General features: G+C 60.4%; 15 protein-coding genes. 8 read left to right on the top strand and 7 right to left on the bottom strand.

From position 1 onward, the window contains the following. The first annotated feature begins 39 nt into the window (after nucleotides 1-39). The gene (locus DF196_RS01055) at nucleotides 40-342 is read left to right on the top strand and encodes a DUF3017 domain-containing protein (protein ID WP_109056084.1); all 303 of its coding nucleotides are present in this window, start codon (nucleotides 40-42) and stop codon (nucleotides 340-342) included. On the opposite strand, the gene DF196_RS01060 is transcribed toward DF196_RS01055, so the two are convergent. Continuing rightward, entirely contained in the window at nucleotides 241-1,197 is a 957-nt protein-coding gene (locus DF196_RS01060) for an MIP/aquaporin family protein (RefSeq protein WP_109056085.1), read from the bottom strand. The genes DF196_RS01055 and DF196_RS01060 overlap by 102 nt on opposite strands. 212 nt (nucleotides 1,198-1,409) lie before the next feature. Between DF196_RS01060 and DF196_RS01065 the strand changes: the two genes are divergently transcribed. Next, complete coding sequence (locus DF196_RS01065; protein ID WP_109056086.1) at nucleotides 1,410-2,180, top strand: pseudouridine synthase; 771 nt, start codon at nucleotides 1,410-1,412, stop codon at nucleotides 2,178-2,180. Next, the gene (der, locus tag DF196_RS01070; protein WP_109056087.1) at nucleotides 2,177-4,312 is read left to right on the top strand and encodes a bifunctional cytidylate kinase/GTPase Der; all 2,136 of its coding nucleotides are present in this window, start codon (nucleotides 2,177-2,179) and stop codon (nucleotides 4,310-4,312) included. The genes DF196_RS01065 and der overlap by 4 nt, the downstream gene beginning before the upstream one ends. 348 nt (nucleotides 4,313-4,660) lie before the next feature. On the opposite strand, the gene DF196_RS01075 is transcribed toward der, so the two are convergent. Further along, nucleotides 4,661-5,128 carry an aminoacyl-tRNA deacylase gene (locus DF196_RS01075; RefSeq protein ID WP_158276222.1) on the bottom strand — a complete coding sequence of 156 codons (468 nt, stop codon included), beginning with the start codon at nucleotides 5,126-5,128 and terminating at the stop codon, nucleotides 4,661-4,663. A gap of 317 nt (nucleotides 5,129-5,445) precedes the next feature. Between DF196_RS01075 and DF196_RS01080 the strand changes: the two genes are divergently transcribed. Further along, entirely contained in the window at nucleotides 5,446-6,195 is a 750-nt protein-coding gene (locus DF196_RS01080; RefSeq protein WP_158276223.1) for a class I SAM-dependent methyltransferase, read from the top strand. A 367-nt stretch (nucleotides 6,196-6,562) separates the two neighbouring features. Here DF196_RS01080 and DF196_RS01085 read toward each other — a convergent pair whose 3' ends face one another. The 4 genes from DF196_RS01085 to DF196_RS01095 all read right to left on the bottom strand — a co-directional run bounded on the left by DF196_RS01085 (nucleotide 6,563) and on the right by DF196_RS01095 (nucleotide 8,519). Further along, nucleotides 6,563-7,300, bottom strand: a complete 738-nt coding sequence (locus DF196_RS01085) for an ATP-binding cassette domain-containing protein (RefSeq protein WP_109056090.1) — start codon at nucleotides 7,298-7,300, stop codon at nucleotides 6,563-6,565. A 36-nt stretch (nucleotides 7,301-7,336) separates the two neighbouring features. Next, a complete protein-coding gene (locus DF196_RS01090; protein WP_109056091.1) occupies nucleotides 7,337-7,717 on the bottom strand; it encodes an MFS transporter in 381 nt (126 codons plus the stop codon). Nucleotides 7,718-7,732: 15 nt separating this feature from the next. Beyond that, entirely contained in the window at nucleotides 7,733-7,906 is a 174-nt protein-coding gene (locus DF196_RS13360; protein ID WP_158276224.1) for a hypothetical protein, read from the bottom strand. A 67-nt stretch (nucleotides 7,907-7,973) separates the two neighbouring features. Further along, complete coding sequence (locus DF196_RS01095) at nucleotides 7,974-8,519, bottom strand: TetR/AcrR family transcriptional regulator (RefSeq protein ID WP_109056092.1); 546 nt, start codon at nucleotides 8,517-8,519, stop codon at nucleotides 7,974-7,976. Nucleotides 8,520-8,704: 185 nt separating this feature from the next. Here DF196_RS01095 and DF196_RS01100 point away from each other — a divergent pair, with 185 nt between their 5' ends. From DF196_RS01100 to DF196_RS01115, 4 genes are all read left to right on the top strand, one after another. Continuing rightward, nucleotides 8,705-10,117, top strand: coding sequence for a DHA2 family efflux MFS transporter permease subunit (locus DF196_RS01100; protein ID WP_146194643.1), 1,413 nt, complete (start codon nucleotides 8,705-8,707; stop codon nucleotides 10,115-10,117). A 54-nt stretch (nucleotides 10,118-10,171) separates the two neighbouring features. Continuing rightward, on the top strand, nucleotides 10,172-11,188 hold the full coding sequence (locus tag DF196_RS01105) for a lipocalin family protein (RefSeq protein WP_109056094.1): 1,017 nt from the start codon (nucleotides 10,172-10,174) through the stop codon (nucleotides 11,186-11,188). Between the two features lie 378 nt (nucleotides 11,189-11,566). After that, nucleotides 11,567-12,457: a carotenoid biosynthesis protein gene (locus DF196_RS01110; RefSeq protein ID WP_158276225.1), complete on the top strand. Its 891-nt coding sequence runs from the start codon at nucleotides 11,567-11,569 to the stop codon at nucleotides 12,455-12,457. Between the two features lie 141 nt (nucleotides 12,458-12,598). Next, complete coding sequence (locus tag DF196_RS01115; protein WP_109056096.1) at nucleotides 12,599-13,285, top strand: helix-turn-helix domain-containing protein; 687 nt, start codon at nucleotides 12,599-12,601, stop codon at nucleotides 13,283-13,285. On the opposite strand, the gene DF196_RS01120 is transcribed toward DF196_RS01115, so the two are convergent. Further along, the gene (locus DF196_RS01120) at nucleotides 13,230-14,315 is read right to left on the bottom strand and encodes a GH25 family lysozyme (RefSeq protein ID WP_109056097.1); all 1,086 of its coding nucleotides are present in this window, start codon (nucleotides 14,313-14,315) and stop codon (nucleotides 13,230-13,232) included. The two genes, DF196_RS01115 and DF196_RS01120, sit on opposite strands and share 56 nt — an antisense overlap. Nucleotides 14,316-14,329: the final 14 nt, after the last annotated feature.

Here is a 14,329-nt window from a genome sequence, read left to right on the forward strand (position 1 = left end):
ATCCGTAATCGTTGATTTCGTGTTCACAAGGAAGTCGTCATGCACAACCATCCGTACGTATCCGAAGCCCACGAGGGCAAACCCTGGTTCGAATGGATCGTATTCGGCGTCGTCGTTGCCGCCGTGCTGCTGGCGCTCCTCGGATACACGATGGCCGCCACGGTTGTGCTTTCCGTGGCGGCCATCGTTACCGGGCTCATCCGTCTGATCATGCAGGATAAAAGCCCTTGGAAGGTTCGCTCAGTGGCGTTCGATTCCTTCATCGGCATTGCCCTGGGCATCGGCCTGCTGATCACGTACTTCAGCTTCTTCGGCCTGTTCGGCAACACCATCTTCGGCTAGCGTCTCGGTCGCATCACCTTCGGAGGTGGCATCCATGGCACCATCAGCGCCGTTGAGGCCTTCCAGCGACTCCTGATCGGCGACCTTCACCTTCGGCGTGGTGGCCATTTGGGCGACGATCATCACCAACGCCACCACGGCGGCGGCCAGTACCGGGCTGATCCAGAACACCCACAGCTGCTGGACCGGGTTCTGCGTCAGGCCCTGGTTCATCGTGGCCAGCGCGATGCCGGTGGAACGGGCCGGGTTGAGGCCAACGCCGGTCACCGGGTAGCTGAAGGCGGCAGCCAGGCCGTAGGCTCCGGCCATCGTCAGCACGTAACGATCGGAAGCCTCGCCGTGCTCGCCGAGCGAGGACATGGCGGCGGCGACCACGATGAGCGAGCCGATGACCTCGACTACGATGGCCAGCGTGATGGAGAACGTGATGCCGTACTGCGTGAGCAGCGAGTAGGACACGGAGCCCTGCTCGAAGCCGTTCACGGCCGGGGTAAGCCACACCTTGGCCGTCACCTGCTCGGAGGTGGGCAGCAGCTTGACCACGGCGAAGCCGGCGGCGACGGCGCCGATCACCTGGGCCAGCACGTACAGCACGCCGTCCACCAGCTTGGTCTTGGAGGCGAGCACCGCGGCCACGGTCACGGCCGGGTTGAGCTGACCGCCAGAAACACGAGAGAAGATGGCGGTGACCACGCCATAGGCCAGGGCGGTGGCCAGCGCGGAGAAGACCACATTGACGCCATATACGGCCGAGCCCCAGGTGGAGAAGGCGTAGATGGCGAAGCAAAGCAGGAAGCTGCCGGCCAGTTCGGCGCACACGCGAAGGCCCAGCGGCTGTTGCTTGGTTTCTTCCATGATTTTCATTTCCTTTTCATCAATTTCTTGGAAGACGGGCGAACCCGCCCAACCGGACAGTCTAGCAGCAGTCCTTGGCACTCGCTATTATGGATAGGTTGGAATTGGCTGGAAATCCAGTCCGCCAGCTATCGAATTCATGTACATTGACGGCCGACCGCATCGCTGAGAAGAGGCGTGCGGATCCGCCGCCCGGCCACGTTGGGAGAACGATGCCAAACGCATATTCCCGCGCCAGAAGCGCACAAGACGATTCCAATTCCATTCGACTCCAGAAGCTGCTCGCCCAGGCGGGCTTCGGTTCCCGCCGCAAGTGCGAGATCATGATCACCGAAGGCCGCGTCGAGGTGGACGGCGAACTGGTCACCGAGCTCGGCACGCGCGTCGACCCGCACAAGCAGCAGGTCCGCGTGGACGGCTCCCGCGTCCGTATCAATCCGAACCACGTCACGCTGGCGCTGAACAAGCCCAAGAAGGTGCTCTCCGCCATGGAGGACCCGAAGGGCCGCTACACCCTGCGCGACATCGTGGGGGACAAGTACGAGCGTATCTTCCACATGGGCCGTCTGGACTATGATTCCGAGGGCCTCATCCTCATGACGAACGACGGCGAGCTCAGCCAGCACGTCATGCACCCGAAGTACGAGGTCGAGAAGACCTACGTGGCCACGCTGGAGGGCAAGATCTCCGGCACCGTGTGCCGCAGGCTCGTGACCACCGGCGTACAGCTGGACGACGGCTGGATCAAGCTCGACCACTGCGCCATCATCGACTCCTCTCGCGACGCCACCATCGTCAAGGTGGTGCTGCACTCCGGCAAGAACCGTATCGTGCGCCGCATTTTCGGCTCGATCGGCTTCCCGGTCAAGCGCCTGGTCCGCACGCAGATCGGCCCGATCAAGCTCGGTGACCTCAAGCCCGGCTCCTACCGCGTGCTGTCCCAGACCGAGATCCGTTCGCTGTCCAAGGAGGTTGGCCTGTGATCCGCGTTGCCATCGACGGCCCCGCCGGCGTGGGCAAATCGTCCACGTCCAAGGCGCTGGCCAAGTACTTCGGATACGCCTATCTGGACACCGGCGCCATGTACCGCGCCTGCGCATGGTGGTGCCTCAAGCAGGGCATCGACCTTGACGCCGAGCAGGTGGACGAGCGCGTGGTGACCGAGGCGGTCGGCGAGTTCTTCACCGGCGGTCATTTCGATATCTCCGTGGATCCGGACGACCCGCGCGTCTTCGCCGACGATGAGGACATCTCCGAGGCCATCCGTTCCTCCGAGGTCTCCACCCACGTTTCCAAGGTCTCGAACGTCATCCCCGTGCGCAACGTGCTCATCGCCGCGCAGCGCGCGTACATCGCCCACGAGGCTTCGGCCGACTCCTTCTCCGAAGGGCTGGGCGTCGTGGCCGAGGGCCGTGACATCACCACCGTGGTGGCCCCGGACGCCGAGGTGCGTGTGCTGCTGACCGCCCGTGAGGAGGTACGTCAGGCCCGCCGCACCGGCCAGGCCGCCAAGGGTGTGGGAGCCGAGGACGTGGCCGCACGCGACAAGGCCGATTCCAAGGTGACCAACTTCCAGACCGCGGCCGACGGCGTGACCACCATCGACAACTCGGACATGGACTTCGCGCACACGCTGGACATCCTCATCGGCTTGGTCGAGGACGCCATCGAAAACCAGGAGTACGAGCAGTACGCCGCCAACCTGGAGGGCTACGACTTGGATGAGGCGGACGAGGCCTTGGTCTCCGGTCGCGCCTTCGAGGTCGGTGCGCGCCAGGCCGGCCCCAAGCCGGTGGGCGTGCTCGCCGTGGTGGGTCGCCCGAACGTGGGCAAGTCCTCGCTGGTGAACCGTATCCTGGGCCGTCGTGCCGCTGTGGTGGAGGATACGCCCGGCGTGACGCGCGATCGCGTGAGCTACGATGCCGAATGGGCCGGCACCGACTTCAAGCTGGTGGACACGGGCGGCTGGGAGGCCGACGTGGAGGGCATCGATTCGGCCATCGCCTCGCAGGCGCAGGTCGCCGTGCAACTGTCCGACGCCGTGGTGTTCGTGGTGGACGGCCAGGTGGGCATGACCGACACGGACGAGCGCATCGTGAAGATGCTGCGCGCCTCCGGCAAGCCGGTCACCCTGGCCGTGAACAAGATCGACGATCAGGCCAGCGAATACATGGCCGCCGAGTTCTGGAAGCTCGGTCTGGGCGAGCCGTACCCGGTCTCCGCCATGCATGGCAGGGGAGTGGGCGATCTGCTCGATGTCGCGCTGGACAAGCTCAAGAAGGCCGAGAAGACCTCTGGATTCCTCACGCCCTCCGGCCTGCGCCGCGTGGCGCTGGTGGGCCGTCCGAACGTGGGCAAGTCCTCCCTGCTCAACCAGCTGGCGCGCGAGGAGCGTTCCGTGGTCAACGACCTGGCCGGCACCACGCGCGACCCGGTCGACGAGGTGATTGACATCGACGGCGAGGACTGGCTGTTCATCGACACGGCCGGCATCAAACGCCGTCAGCACAAGCTCACCGGTGCTGAGTACTATTCCTCCCTGCGCACCCAGGCCGCCATCGAGCGTTCCGAACTGGCCCTGATCCTGTTCGACGCCTCGCAGCCGATCTCCGATCAGGACCTGAAGGTGATGTCCACCGCCGTGGACGCCGGTCGTGCGATCGTGCTGGTGTTCAACAAGTGGGACGCCATGGACGAGTTCGACAAGCAGCGTCTCGAGCGTCTGTGGATCACCGAATTCGATCGCGTGACCTGGGCCCAGCGCGTGAACCTGTCCGCCAAGACCGGCTGGCACACGAACCGTCTGGCCAATGCGATGCGTTCCGCCTTGGAATCCTGGGACCAGCGCATCCCCACCGGCAAGCTCAACGCCTTCCTCGGCAAGATTCAGGCCGCCCACCCGCATCCGCTGCGTGGTGGCAAGCAGCCGCGTATCCTGTTCGCCACGCAGGCGTCCACGCGCCCGCCGCGCTTCGTGATCTTCGCGACCGGCTTCCTGGAGCACGGCTACCGCCGCTACATCGAGCGCTCCCTGCGCGAGGAGTTCGGCTTCGAAGGTACGCCGATTCAGATTTCGGTGAATATTCGCGAGAAGAAGCAGAACAAGAAGAAGTGATGTTTCTTGCGCGGTGGCGCTAGCGGCTTTTGATGACAATGGGCCTTGCATGATGCTGTACGGACATCATGCAAGGCCCATTGTCGTTCGCTTTGAAACAGCCCCTCCTGACTCCTTGTCAGGACATTGCCGTGAATCAAACAGCAGGGCTGTTCGTAGGCAATGTGCGAGACGACAGCCGGGCCAACAAATTGCGAACGATGTTCGTCCGCAATTGCGGTTGAGCTGTCGACGAAGCCGGCTAAGGGGAGTCGGCGGAATCTACGTCGATTCTGTTGAGCAGGGCCTCCATGACATTCCATAGCATGGCTGTTATGACCACGGCGCGAAGCATAGCGTTGTCTGCCGCTACTTCAGGAATTCCGCGCTGTCGAAATACCCTGCGATGTCATTGGAGTCGATGATGAGCCGCGGCTCGATGGCCAGCGTGTGGTGCTCATCCTCGGTGCCGCAATAGACGAAGTCGTGCTCGAGAAGCCGTCGGTCGAAGAACATACGTACGTCGCCCAGGAACAGCGGCCCGACCGTGCCGACGTCGTAACCGGTGCGTTCCTTGACCACTTCAGGCGAGGCCAGGTGGATCTGGTGCAATCCTAGAGCGCGTCCGAGTGGTCGCCATTTCAGGTGTCCAGCAGCAGATGCGACGACGGCGAACACGCCTTCCTTGGCTTCGACGATATACGTGGCCGCAGCCTTGGTCACATCGAACACCTTCGCGCCGGATTCCAAATCGACGATCGCCGTCTCATGCTCGATGATTCGCGCTTGGTCGGCATGTTCGTCGGCGAACTTTCTGATCTGCTCGTAATTGGCCATGCCTGCCATATTTCCGCGACGACATGACATCGATGGCAGCGGATCAGCGATGTCTTGCTTCCTTGTTCCCCTTGTCGTTCGATGTCTTCCCTGTTCTGGGCATATACCCACCATGAAGACACCCATGACCTCGTGTTCTGTGCATATATGTATCACGAAGACCCCGTTTTACCGGTTTTCGTGGTGGGTATATGCACAGGAACCTGCTTATGACACGGACATGCACAGAATAACTGGTGCGTATATGCACAGAACACCCAACGCCGGTCGACTTGTTGCCACCCATGTGCTTGCATGCAAGTCCTACACTGGGCAGCATGGAGCAGACGAAATTCCATGGCAAGGCTCAGGCCTATGAAGCGGCACGTCCGGGCTATCCAGCTGCGGTGATCCGGTACATTGGCGGTCTCATCGGCGGTTGCTTCAGCGGTCCTTCGGACGCGGTGACGATTGCGGACGTTGGCGCAGGCACCGGCAAATTCACGGTCCCTTTGGCAGGTCTTGGACTGCCGGTGTATGCCGTGGAGCCGGATGCCGACATGCGCGGCGTGCTGACAGGAAACGTGCGCAACCTGCCGAATGTGACGGTCTGCGATGGTTCGGCGGAGGCGACCTCGTTGCCTTCGGATTGTGTGGACGTGATTACCGTAGCGCAGGCGCTGCACTGGTTCTCGCCGGTGACATTTCCTCTTGAATGCCGGCACATCGCGCGAGGCGGCCGCTATCTGCTGATTTCCCTGTACAACGTCACGTCCTTTGATTCGGCAATGCGCCCGGGCGACGAATGCGGCGAACGCCTTGCCGGCAGCATCAAACATTTCGACGATACAAAGGCCGAGTTCTTCCAAAACCCCACGGTACGTTCGTTCCCGAATCCGATTCGCTACACGCGCGATTCCTGGCACACCTACATGGACTCCCACTCGCACAGCCCATTGCCTGGAGACACCGACTATGCCGATTATCATATGTGGGTTGACGAGATTTTCGACGCCCGCGCCATCGACGGCATACTGACCGACGACACCACATGCATGGTCGCCAACGAGCTCGTTCGGTTCAAGTGAGCCTTACGGGTTCGCGCAGGCTGGTGATGACTAATTATTATTTGCTTCGTGTCCGAACAGGCAAAGAGACCGAGGTGATTCCGTCATTGTGTTCAATCATGTCTGAAACGATGTTGCTGTGAAACGGAAAAGCCCGGAATCGTTGAGATTCCAGGCTTTCTGGTCGGCTCAGCGGGATTTGAACCCGCGACCCCTTGCTGGTTTGAAGGGTTGATTCGTTGATTTCTGCAAGCTTCGTCAGTTGTGTTTTCGTTGCAATGAAGCCGTTCTGGTGACGCTCACGAGATTCGTTAATTGCCGTCGATTTCGCTGTTCTCCGCGGCCATTGTGTCCCGGTTGTGTCCACAACGGCACCAGTGTTCCCCAGTCAAATGAGACGGAACGACTGAGGAGCACTGGAACCGGCGACGAGGCATTCATTCGGACCGCTCATGCGAAACGCAGCCGGTGCGAGGCCCTTCATCGCTGCCCGGTTCGCTCTACGTGTAGCGGGGACGCCGAACATCGATTCGAGACGTTCGTCGGTAAGTCCTTCGTCAAGTGGTCCGGTGAACGTGATGGTTCCCGGTGTCGTGTTGCCGTCAAGTGTGGCGTAGATGCGCGGATGCGTGTCGAGGTATGTCATGCACTCGTGTTCCATCATTCGGCCCATCATCGCGATATGGTCGAATCCGGCGGGGATGTCCTCCACCCGATGCGTGACGAGTAGCATCGTGCGCTCGTCCCCTCGCGAGGCCAGCGCCGACAGTTCTCGCAACACCGTTTCACGGCCACCCAGATCAAGGCCGGTGGTCGGTTCATCGAAGATCAGGAGATCCGCCGGCGAGACGAGCGCGCGGGAGATCATCACCCTCGTGCGCTCGCCTTCGGACAGGTTGCGCCACTGTTTGCCGGCCAGATATGCGACGCCGAACCAGCGCATCATCGCATACGCTTTCCCGTACGCCTTGTCGGCAGAATCCTCCGATCCCCGTGAAATCCCCGAGGCGACGACCGTGAGCGGATTCATCTCCGGTCCGACACTGCGACCGAACGCCGCCGAGACGGTGGCCACACGGGCGCGACGGCGTTCCGGGTCCAAGCCTGCGACGGTTCCCGCGCCCACGGCCGTCCTTCGCGCATTCGCCCGTGAACGCCACAGCTACAGCAGCGTGACGATTCCGGCGGGAATGGCCCAGATGCCGAGCGTGCCCCGCCACCCGATTGCATCGGACAGGGGTAATGTCACGGCCGAGGCGAACGCGGCCATGCCGGTCATGTATGCGGAGTACATGCCGGTGGCAAGTGATGCGTGACCGGGGTAATCGCGTTTGACTATGGCCGGCACCAGAACGTTGCCCACCGCGATCGAGCAACCGATGACGAACGTGCCGTCCCACAGTCCGATGGTGCCGCATGCCGAACGGATCACAATGCCGAGCGTCAGGAACACCATCGCGGCCAGCACGGTGCGTTCGATGCCGATGCGTCCGGCGGCCCGGTGCGCCATCGGGGAGACGGCGGCGAACGCGAGGATAGGCAACGAGCCGAGCAGACCCTACATCGTCGCGTTGAGATGTTCGGACGCCCCTATCCGTGGCAGCAGCGGGCCGACGGATGTGAGCGGGGCTCGCAGATTCAGCGCGACGACGAAGACCAGCGCGGTCAGTATCGATGCGGCGAATCGCGATGCCGACAAGGGGATGGGATGACGTTCTGTTATCTGTTCCATGATGATCGACTAGATGATTAAAGAGTATCCGTGTGATGATGCCGTTGATTCGTATAGGGGGTGTTCGTTATCGTCCGTCGGGGATCCGAGTGGCGATGGCGTTGAGGTTTTCGACGACCGCCGCGATGATCTCGTCGTCGCTTTGTCCGCCTTCCAGCTTGAGCAGGCCAAGCGAGTGGAGGGCCCCGGCGATGGAGAAGACGGCGGCGATGCGCTCGCGCTCGTTCGCCGCTCGGGCGGAGTAACGATCGACGAGCGTCGATTCGATTTTGCGGAACATGGCTTCGGGGCGGCCGGCGAACAGGACGCGCAGATCGTCGATCTGGCTGTCGATGGCCGGCCTCCAGCCATTGAGGAATGCGGGCGGATCGGACAGGATCTTGTCCTTGTCGGGGTAATGCTCCAGCATCGCGTCGATGGTCTCGTCCTCAAGCTTGTCGTTGAGATCGTATACGTCGAGGTAATGCTTGTAGAACGTGCTCGGGTTGACGAGCGCAAGGTCGCAGATGTCCTTGACCTTGACCTTCGAGACCGGAATTCCTGATGCCCGTAGGCGCAGGAACGCCTCGCGGATTGCCTTGCGGGTTTTGACGATGCGCAGATCGGTCACCATGCTCCTTTCGTTCTGCCGGTAGCGTCATTCCCGCTCCGTCCCATAAGCCGTGGGTTGTTCGACGATTCAGGCGAATCGTCGAATAAGCGAGAAATGTCGCATATCGGTGGTTGTCATCCGTTGCGTTTCGATAATAATTGATGCTCGTTGAATAATCAATAACTATTGTTTATCGGAGTGTTATTGTGAAACTTGGCATCAACAGAAAACAATGGATCATGGTCATCGTGCTGCTCATGGGCACATTGCTGGCCGTGCTCAACATGTCGGTGGTCACGCCGGCGTTGCCGTCCATCATGAAGGACCTCGGGGTGGACTCCACCACCGTGCAGTGGCTGTCCAGCGGCTATTCGCTGGTCGAGGCGATGGTCATCCCGCTCGCCGCGTTCCTCATGGGACGCTTCTCCACCCGCAGGCTGTTCATCGGCTGCATCTCATTGTTCGCGGCCGGCAGTCTCGTCGCCGCATTCGCGTCGACCTTCCCCCTGCTCATGGTCGGCCGGGTGCTGCAGGCCCTGTGCACCGGCGCGATCATGCCGATGGTCACCGCGGTGATCCTGCTCGTGTTCCCCAAGGAAAGCCGCGGTACGGCAATGGGCATCACAGGACTCGTCGTCGGTTTCGCCCCGGCGCTCGGCCCGTCCGTCTCCGGCGTGATCATCGACTCGTTCGGCTGGCGCACGCTGTTCGTCATCATGGCGGCAGTCTCGCTGATCGTCATCGCGTTGGCCGCCGTCTACCTGCGTAACTTCGACGGCTTCCAACCGGGTGCGTTCGACCTTGTCTCCGTGCTGCTCTCCTCGGTCGGTCTGGCATGCCTGTTGTACGGGCTGTCCACGTTCACGTCCGCCGGCAACATGATGCTCACCGTCTCGCTAATCGTCGTCGGCGTGCTGCTCGTGGCCGTGTTCGTGCGCCGACAGCTCAAGGCGAAGGAACCGATGCTGCGCGTCGGAATCCTCGCCAACCGCACCTACGCGCATTCGGTGATCATCGTGGCATGCATGCAGGCGGCCCTCATGGGTTGCAACGTCATGGTGCCGATGTTCATCCAGACCGTGCTCGGCGCATCCGCCACCGCCAGCGGGCTCACCATGCTTCCCGGCGCCCTCATCGGCGCATGCTGCGGCATCGTCTCAGGCCGCATGTTCGACAAATACGGCATCCGCAAGGTCGCCCTGCCCGGCCTGACGATCATGACCATCGGCGGCGTGCTCATGGCTCTGCTCGGCGCGGACGCCTCGGTCATCCTCACGGCATGCGCCTACACCGTGCTCTACGCGGGACTCATGTTCGCCATGACCCCGGTGAACACCTGGGGCATCAACGCGCTCGACAACGAAAACATCGGACACGCGCAAAGCGTGACCAACACCGTCGGACAGATCGCCTCCTCGATGGGCACAGCCCTCATCGTATCCATCTCCGCGCTGTCCACCACCCTCGCGCCCACCGCCACCGGACACGCGCAATCCATACTCGGCTCGACGCTGGCATTCGCCGCCATCGCGGTCATCCTCGCGGCCGCCCTCGTCACGGCGCTTCTGGCGACTCGAACGCACCGAGGCACGACGAAACGGACCCTCGCCGGACAGTGACCGAAACGACAACGCATCAACAGACAACACGGAACCAAAACGAAACGAGACAAAATGAACACCACGAACAACTCGCTGACCCACAACATCCGCACCTTCCACCACGGCACCGAACCGCTGGTGGACCCCATCCGGGACACCTTCATCCGCACCGACAAAGCCGGCAACTCATGGTTCTGGGTCGGCCATTTCGAGGCGGACGGACACACCCTCGACTTCATGTACCACGTCAGCGTCCTGCAGCTCTCCAAATACCTGCCGGTACGCATGATCAACAGCGTGCTGTCCATCACCGACGAGACCGGGCACGTCTACCGCCACGAGGACCGCTTTTACAAGGTCAGACGAGGACAGGTCGCAGGCCAGGGACTGCACATCCACACCGACAAGGACGTCATCGAAGGCGACCTCGACAACATGCGCATCGCATCGGCCATGCCGGACGGATCCATCTACCTCAACCTGCACGGCACCGGATACCCACTCTACAGTCTCGGTACCGGCTACTTCCAGATCGCCGGAGTGGCCAACTACCAATACTCGTTTCCGCACATGGCCGCCAAAGGCGTCATCACTCTCGACGGCCAGCGCCACGAGGTGGAGGGAATGGTATGGATGGACCGTCAGTTCGCCGGCATGCCCAAAGGCAGAAGCCTCAAGGACGGCTACAACTGCAAATGGCTGTGGATGAACCTCTGCTTCGACAACGATCCCGACGTGATCAGCCTATGGGGTGTAACCGAACTGGCCACCGGCAGCGAACATTGCTGGGCCAGCGTCCTGCACGAGGACGGCACCCAATCTTCCGCCGGCGTGGATCCGATGGTCGGCGACTCCTTCAACGTGTGGGAAAGTCCTGTGACCGGCATGAAATACCCGACCGGATGGACTATCTCCATCCCCGAATGGGAAGCGAAACTCACCGTCACATCCATCATGGACGAACAGGAAATCGCTTCGCCGAACCCCTCAGGACGCAAATACGAAGGCGCAAGCCAAGTGGCCGGCACCTACCGTGGACACTCGGTGACGGGCCACTGCTGCCTCGAACTCGTCGGAGGATGGAACTGACAACACTGGCCCATTTTCCGAAAAACACCGGCGTCGGGCTGATTCCGCCAACCCGCCGAAGAAAGCCACAACCCGACGAACCGGTGAACAAGGGATTCGGAATGGGCATCGAATAGCCTTTCGGGGCTCTCGCACAAGTTAAGCCCGTCTCGCGCGCAACACGAGATGGGCTTAACTCCTTGTTTTTATTTAATCCATAAAAAACTCCATAAATTAGCAACCATTCAGCGAAAAGATAGTTTAAACTACTGTGCATTTAAATTGCCGACTGAGATTAAACAACTATAGCTGTATTATTATTGTAAATTAATTACTATGGGAAGTCAAGATAGTTTTAAATATCAACTGACTTTCCAGGAACAGGAGAGGACTTTTAATATGGATAACAAGCAAATGCAAATCAGGAAAGCAATTCTTGACAAATCATGGATTATCTGTGTGGTCGCAGTGATTGGTGCACTGATTTCAGCGATTTTGATGCCGGATAAGGGACCGATACCGGCGTTTGTCATTATGTTTTTCTTTGCTATTGTTCACGGAAATGCCCGTTATGGATGGAAAAATATGCTTATTTTCTTTGCCATATACTTTGTGTTGAGTATGTGCCTGGAGACCTGCAGTACGATCACAGGATTTCCATTCGGCGCTTATTCTTATACGGCAGTGGAAAACAGTGGCAATGTATCGTTTGGTGTCGGGATATTCTATTTTGACTTAGGCTATCTTTCCTGGACGATTGCTTCCATTCTTCTTGATGGAGCAGACTGGAGACTGGATAAAAAAATAAATCTGTTTGCTATGCCTATTGTTGCATCGACAGTTATGACGGTAGTTGACCTTGCTACTGATTTTACATCGTCCACTGTACAGCATATCTGGAACTGGGGAGAAGGCGGTGGTTTCTACGGTGTTCCGTACACAAATTTTCTTGGCTGGAGTTTTGTCACCTGGCTGTGCGCACAAGTATTTGCTTTTGTATTACGCAGACAGCAGGAAAATATTCTTCCGACACATAACAAGAGGAACTTTTTATGGCCTGTTCTGGCATATGGTTCTATGGGACTTAACCTAATCATCGTTTATTTTGTTCCCGGAGAAACGGGCACTGTGATGGATGAAAGGGGAGTTGCATGGCAGATTTCTGATATGCGGGAGGCGGCACTACTGATAGCATTTTATACTGTGGTATTTATTGCGGTCCTTGCTCTTTTCAAAATGGGGCGAGGTGATTTGAAAGAAAAACCGGATCAGGAGATTGCAAATCAGTAATACATATTTGAAGAAATTTTAGGCGCTGTTGTTGTTTTCGTGGGTGTGGGTTCGTCGTTGAGTCGTTGAGGGAGTAAGAGAAGAGCGCTTCCTGGGTAGGATGTTTCCGACCAAGATAAACAAGCAACCAGCAAGCGCCTGATGAACAGGATATTCAACCAGCTCCTCAACGTCAAAGACACGGTCGTCGAGACCGCGCGGATCGCCGACTCGCCGCAGCGTCCCACGCCCGTGCTTGAGATCCGCGTGCGCCCGCGCAATGGGATGCTCCGATGCTCGAGGTGCGGCAGACGTCGTCGTGGTTGCGACCAGGGCGGTGGTGTGCGTCGTTGGCGGCACCAGGACTTCGGCTGCCGGCGGGTGGAGCTGGTCGCTGTGATGCCGCGCGTGGACTGCCCGGAATGCGGGGTCGTGGTCGCCCAAGTGCCGTGGGCCGAGCCCGGCAGCCGGTTCACCAGGGATTTCGAGACGGAATGCGCGTGGCTGATGACCGTCGCCGACCAGAAGACTGTTAGCGGGTTCCTGCACGTCGCGTGGGGGGCCGCGGGCGACATCGCCCATAGGGTCGCCGAACGGTTGCGGGCGGGGATGCCGTCGCCGTTCGACGGTCTGACGGCGATTGGCGTGGACGGGACCAGCTGCCGGAAGGGCCGCACGTATCTGACCGTGGTCGTCGATCATGAGCGCCACCGCGTGATCCGGGCGCACGACGGGTACGGCAAGGACGTGTTCGGCCTGTTCTTCAAGGCGTTGACCCCACGACAGCGCGCGTCTAGTAGCGCAGCTGCTGTCCGGGGAAGATCAGGTTCGGGTTTCTCAACCCGTTAAGCTGGGCGACTCGCTGCCAGCCGGACGCGCCGAAGATGCCGCTTAGTGTCTCGCCGCGCTTGACCACATGGATCCTCGTGCCGATGTTTGTGCCAGCGCTCGCAGTCGGAGAGCCGTTGCCGCGGTAGGTGACGGTTTGGCCGGGCCAGATGCGGTGGATGTTGCCGGATGGCACGGTCCATGCGGTCACGGGCCAGAGTCCGGTTCGTTTGGCTATACCGCTGATGGTGTCGCCGGAACGCACCACCACCCTGTAGCCGTTACTGCCGGTGCTCGGTTTGGGCGCGGGCTGTGGCTGAGGCTTCGGTGTGGGCATCGGAGCGGGGGATGGGGCGGTGATATGGCCGGATGGGTTGGCGTACTTGTTCCACTGGCCGGCGTCGCCGCGGAAGTAGTTGAGGTCGAGCGGCCCGTGGTACCCGTTGATCCAGCCGTTGCTGGTGTACTGACGCATGGCCTCGCCGTAGCGCCCGTAATTCCACGGGCGCGTCTGGTAGCCGGTGGCGTTGTTGTTGGCATACTGTGCGACCCACAGTCCGCAGTGGCTGCGCACGTCGGCCGGGATCTGGTACAGGTAGGCTGCGCTGGTGTAGATGAGCGGCCATACGCCGGTTCTCGCGTGCACCCTGTTGACGAAGACGCGCACCCAGTTGGAATTGCCCCATGCGGCGTTCTGGTAGCCTTCCCAGTCGAGCACGAGGATCGCGCGGCCGATGTAGGGGCGCACGGTGTTCACGAAGTAGTCGGCTTCCGCGGTGGCGTTGCCGCCGCCGGCGTAGTGGTAGAAGCCGAGACTCTTGCCCCGCTGCTGCACGCACGTGGCCTGGCTGGTCATGTATCCGTTGGTGAAGCCGGTGCCCTGCGTGGCCTTCACGACGGCGAAGTCGTAGTCGGCTGTGCACGTGACGGTCGGAGACTGCCAGCTGCTTACGTCGATGCCGCGCATGTCGGCCATCGCGCTGGGCGTGACGGTGAGCATGGCGAGCAGCAGCGCCACGGTCGCGAGTAGTCGGTGTCTGGTCTTGGACATGCCTTTGTCCTCTC

The sequence above is a fragment of the Bifidobacterium callitrichidarum genome (genome assembly GCF_003129905.1).
GTDB lineage: Bacteria > Actinomycetota > Actinomycetes > Actinomycetales > Bifidobacteriaceae > Bifidobacterium > Bifidobacterium callitrichidarum.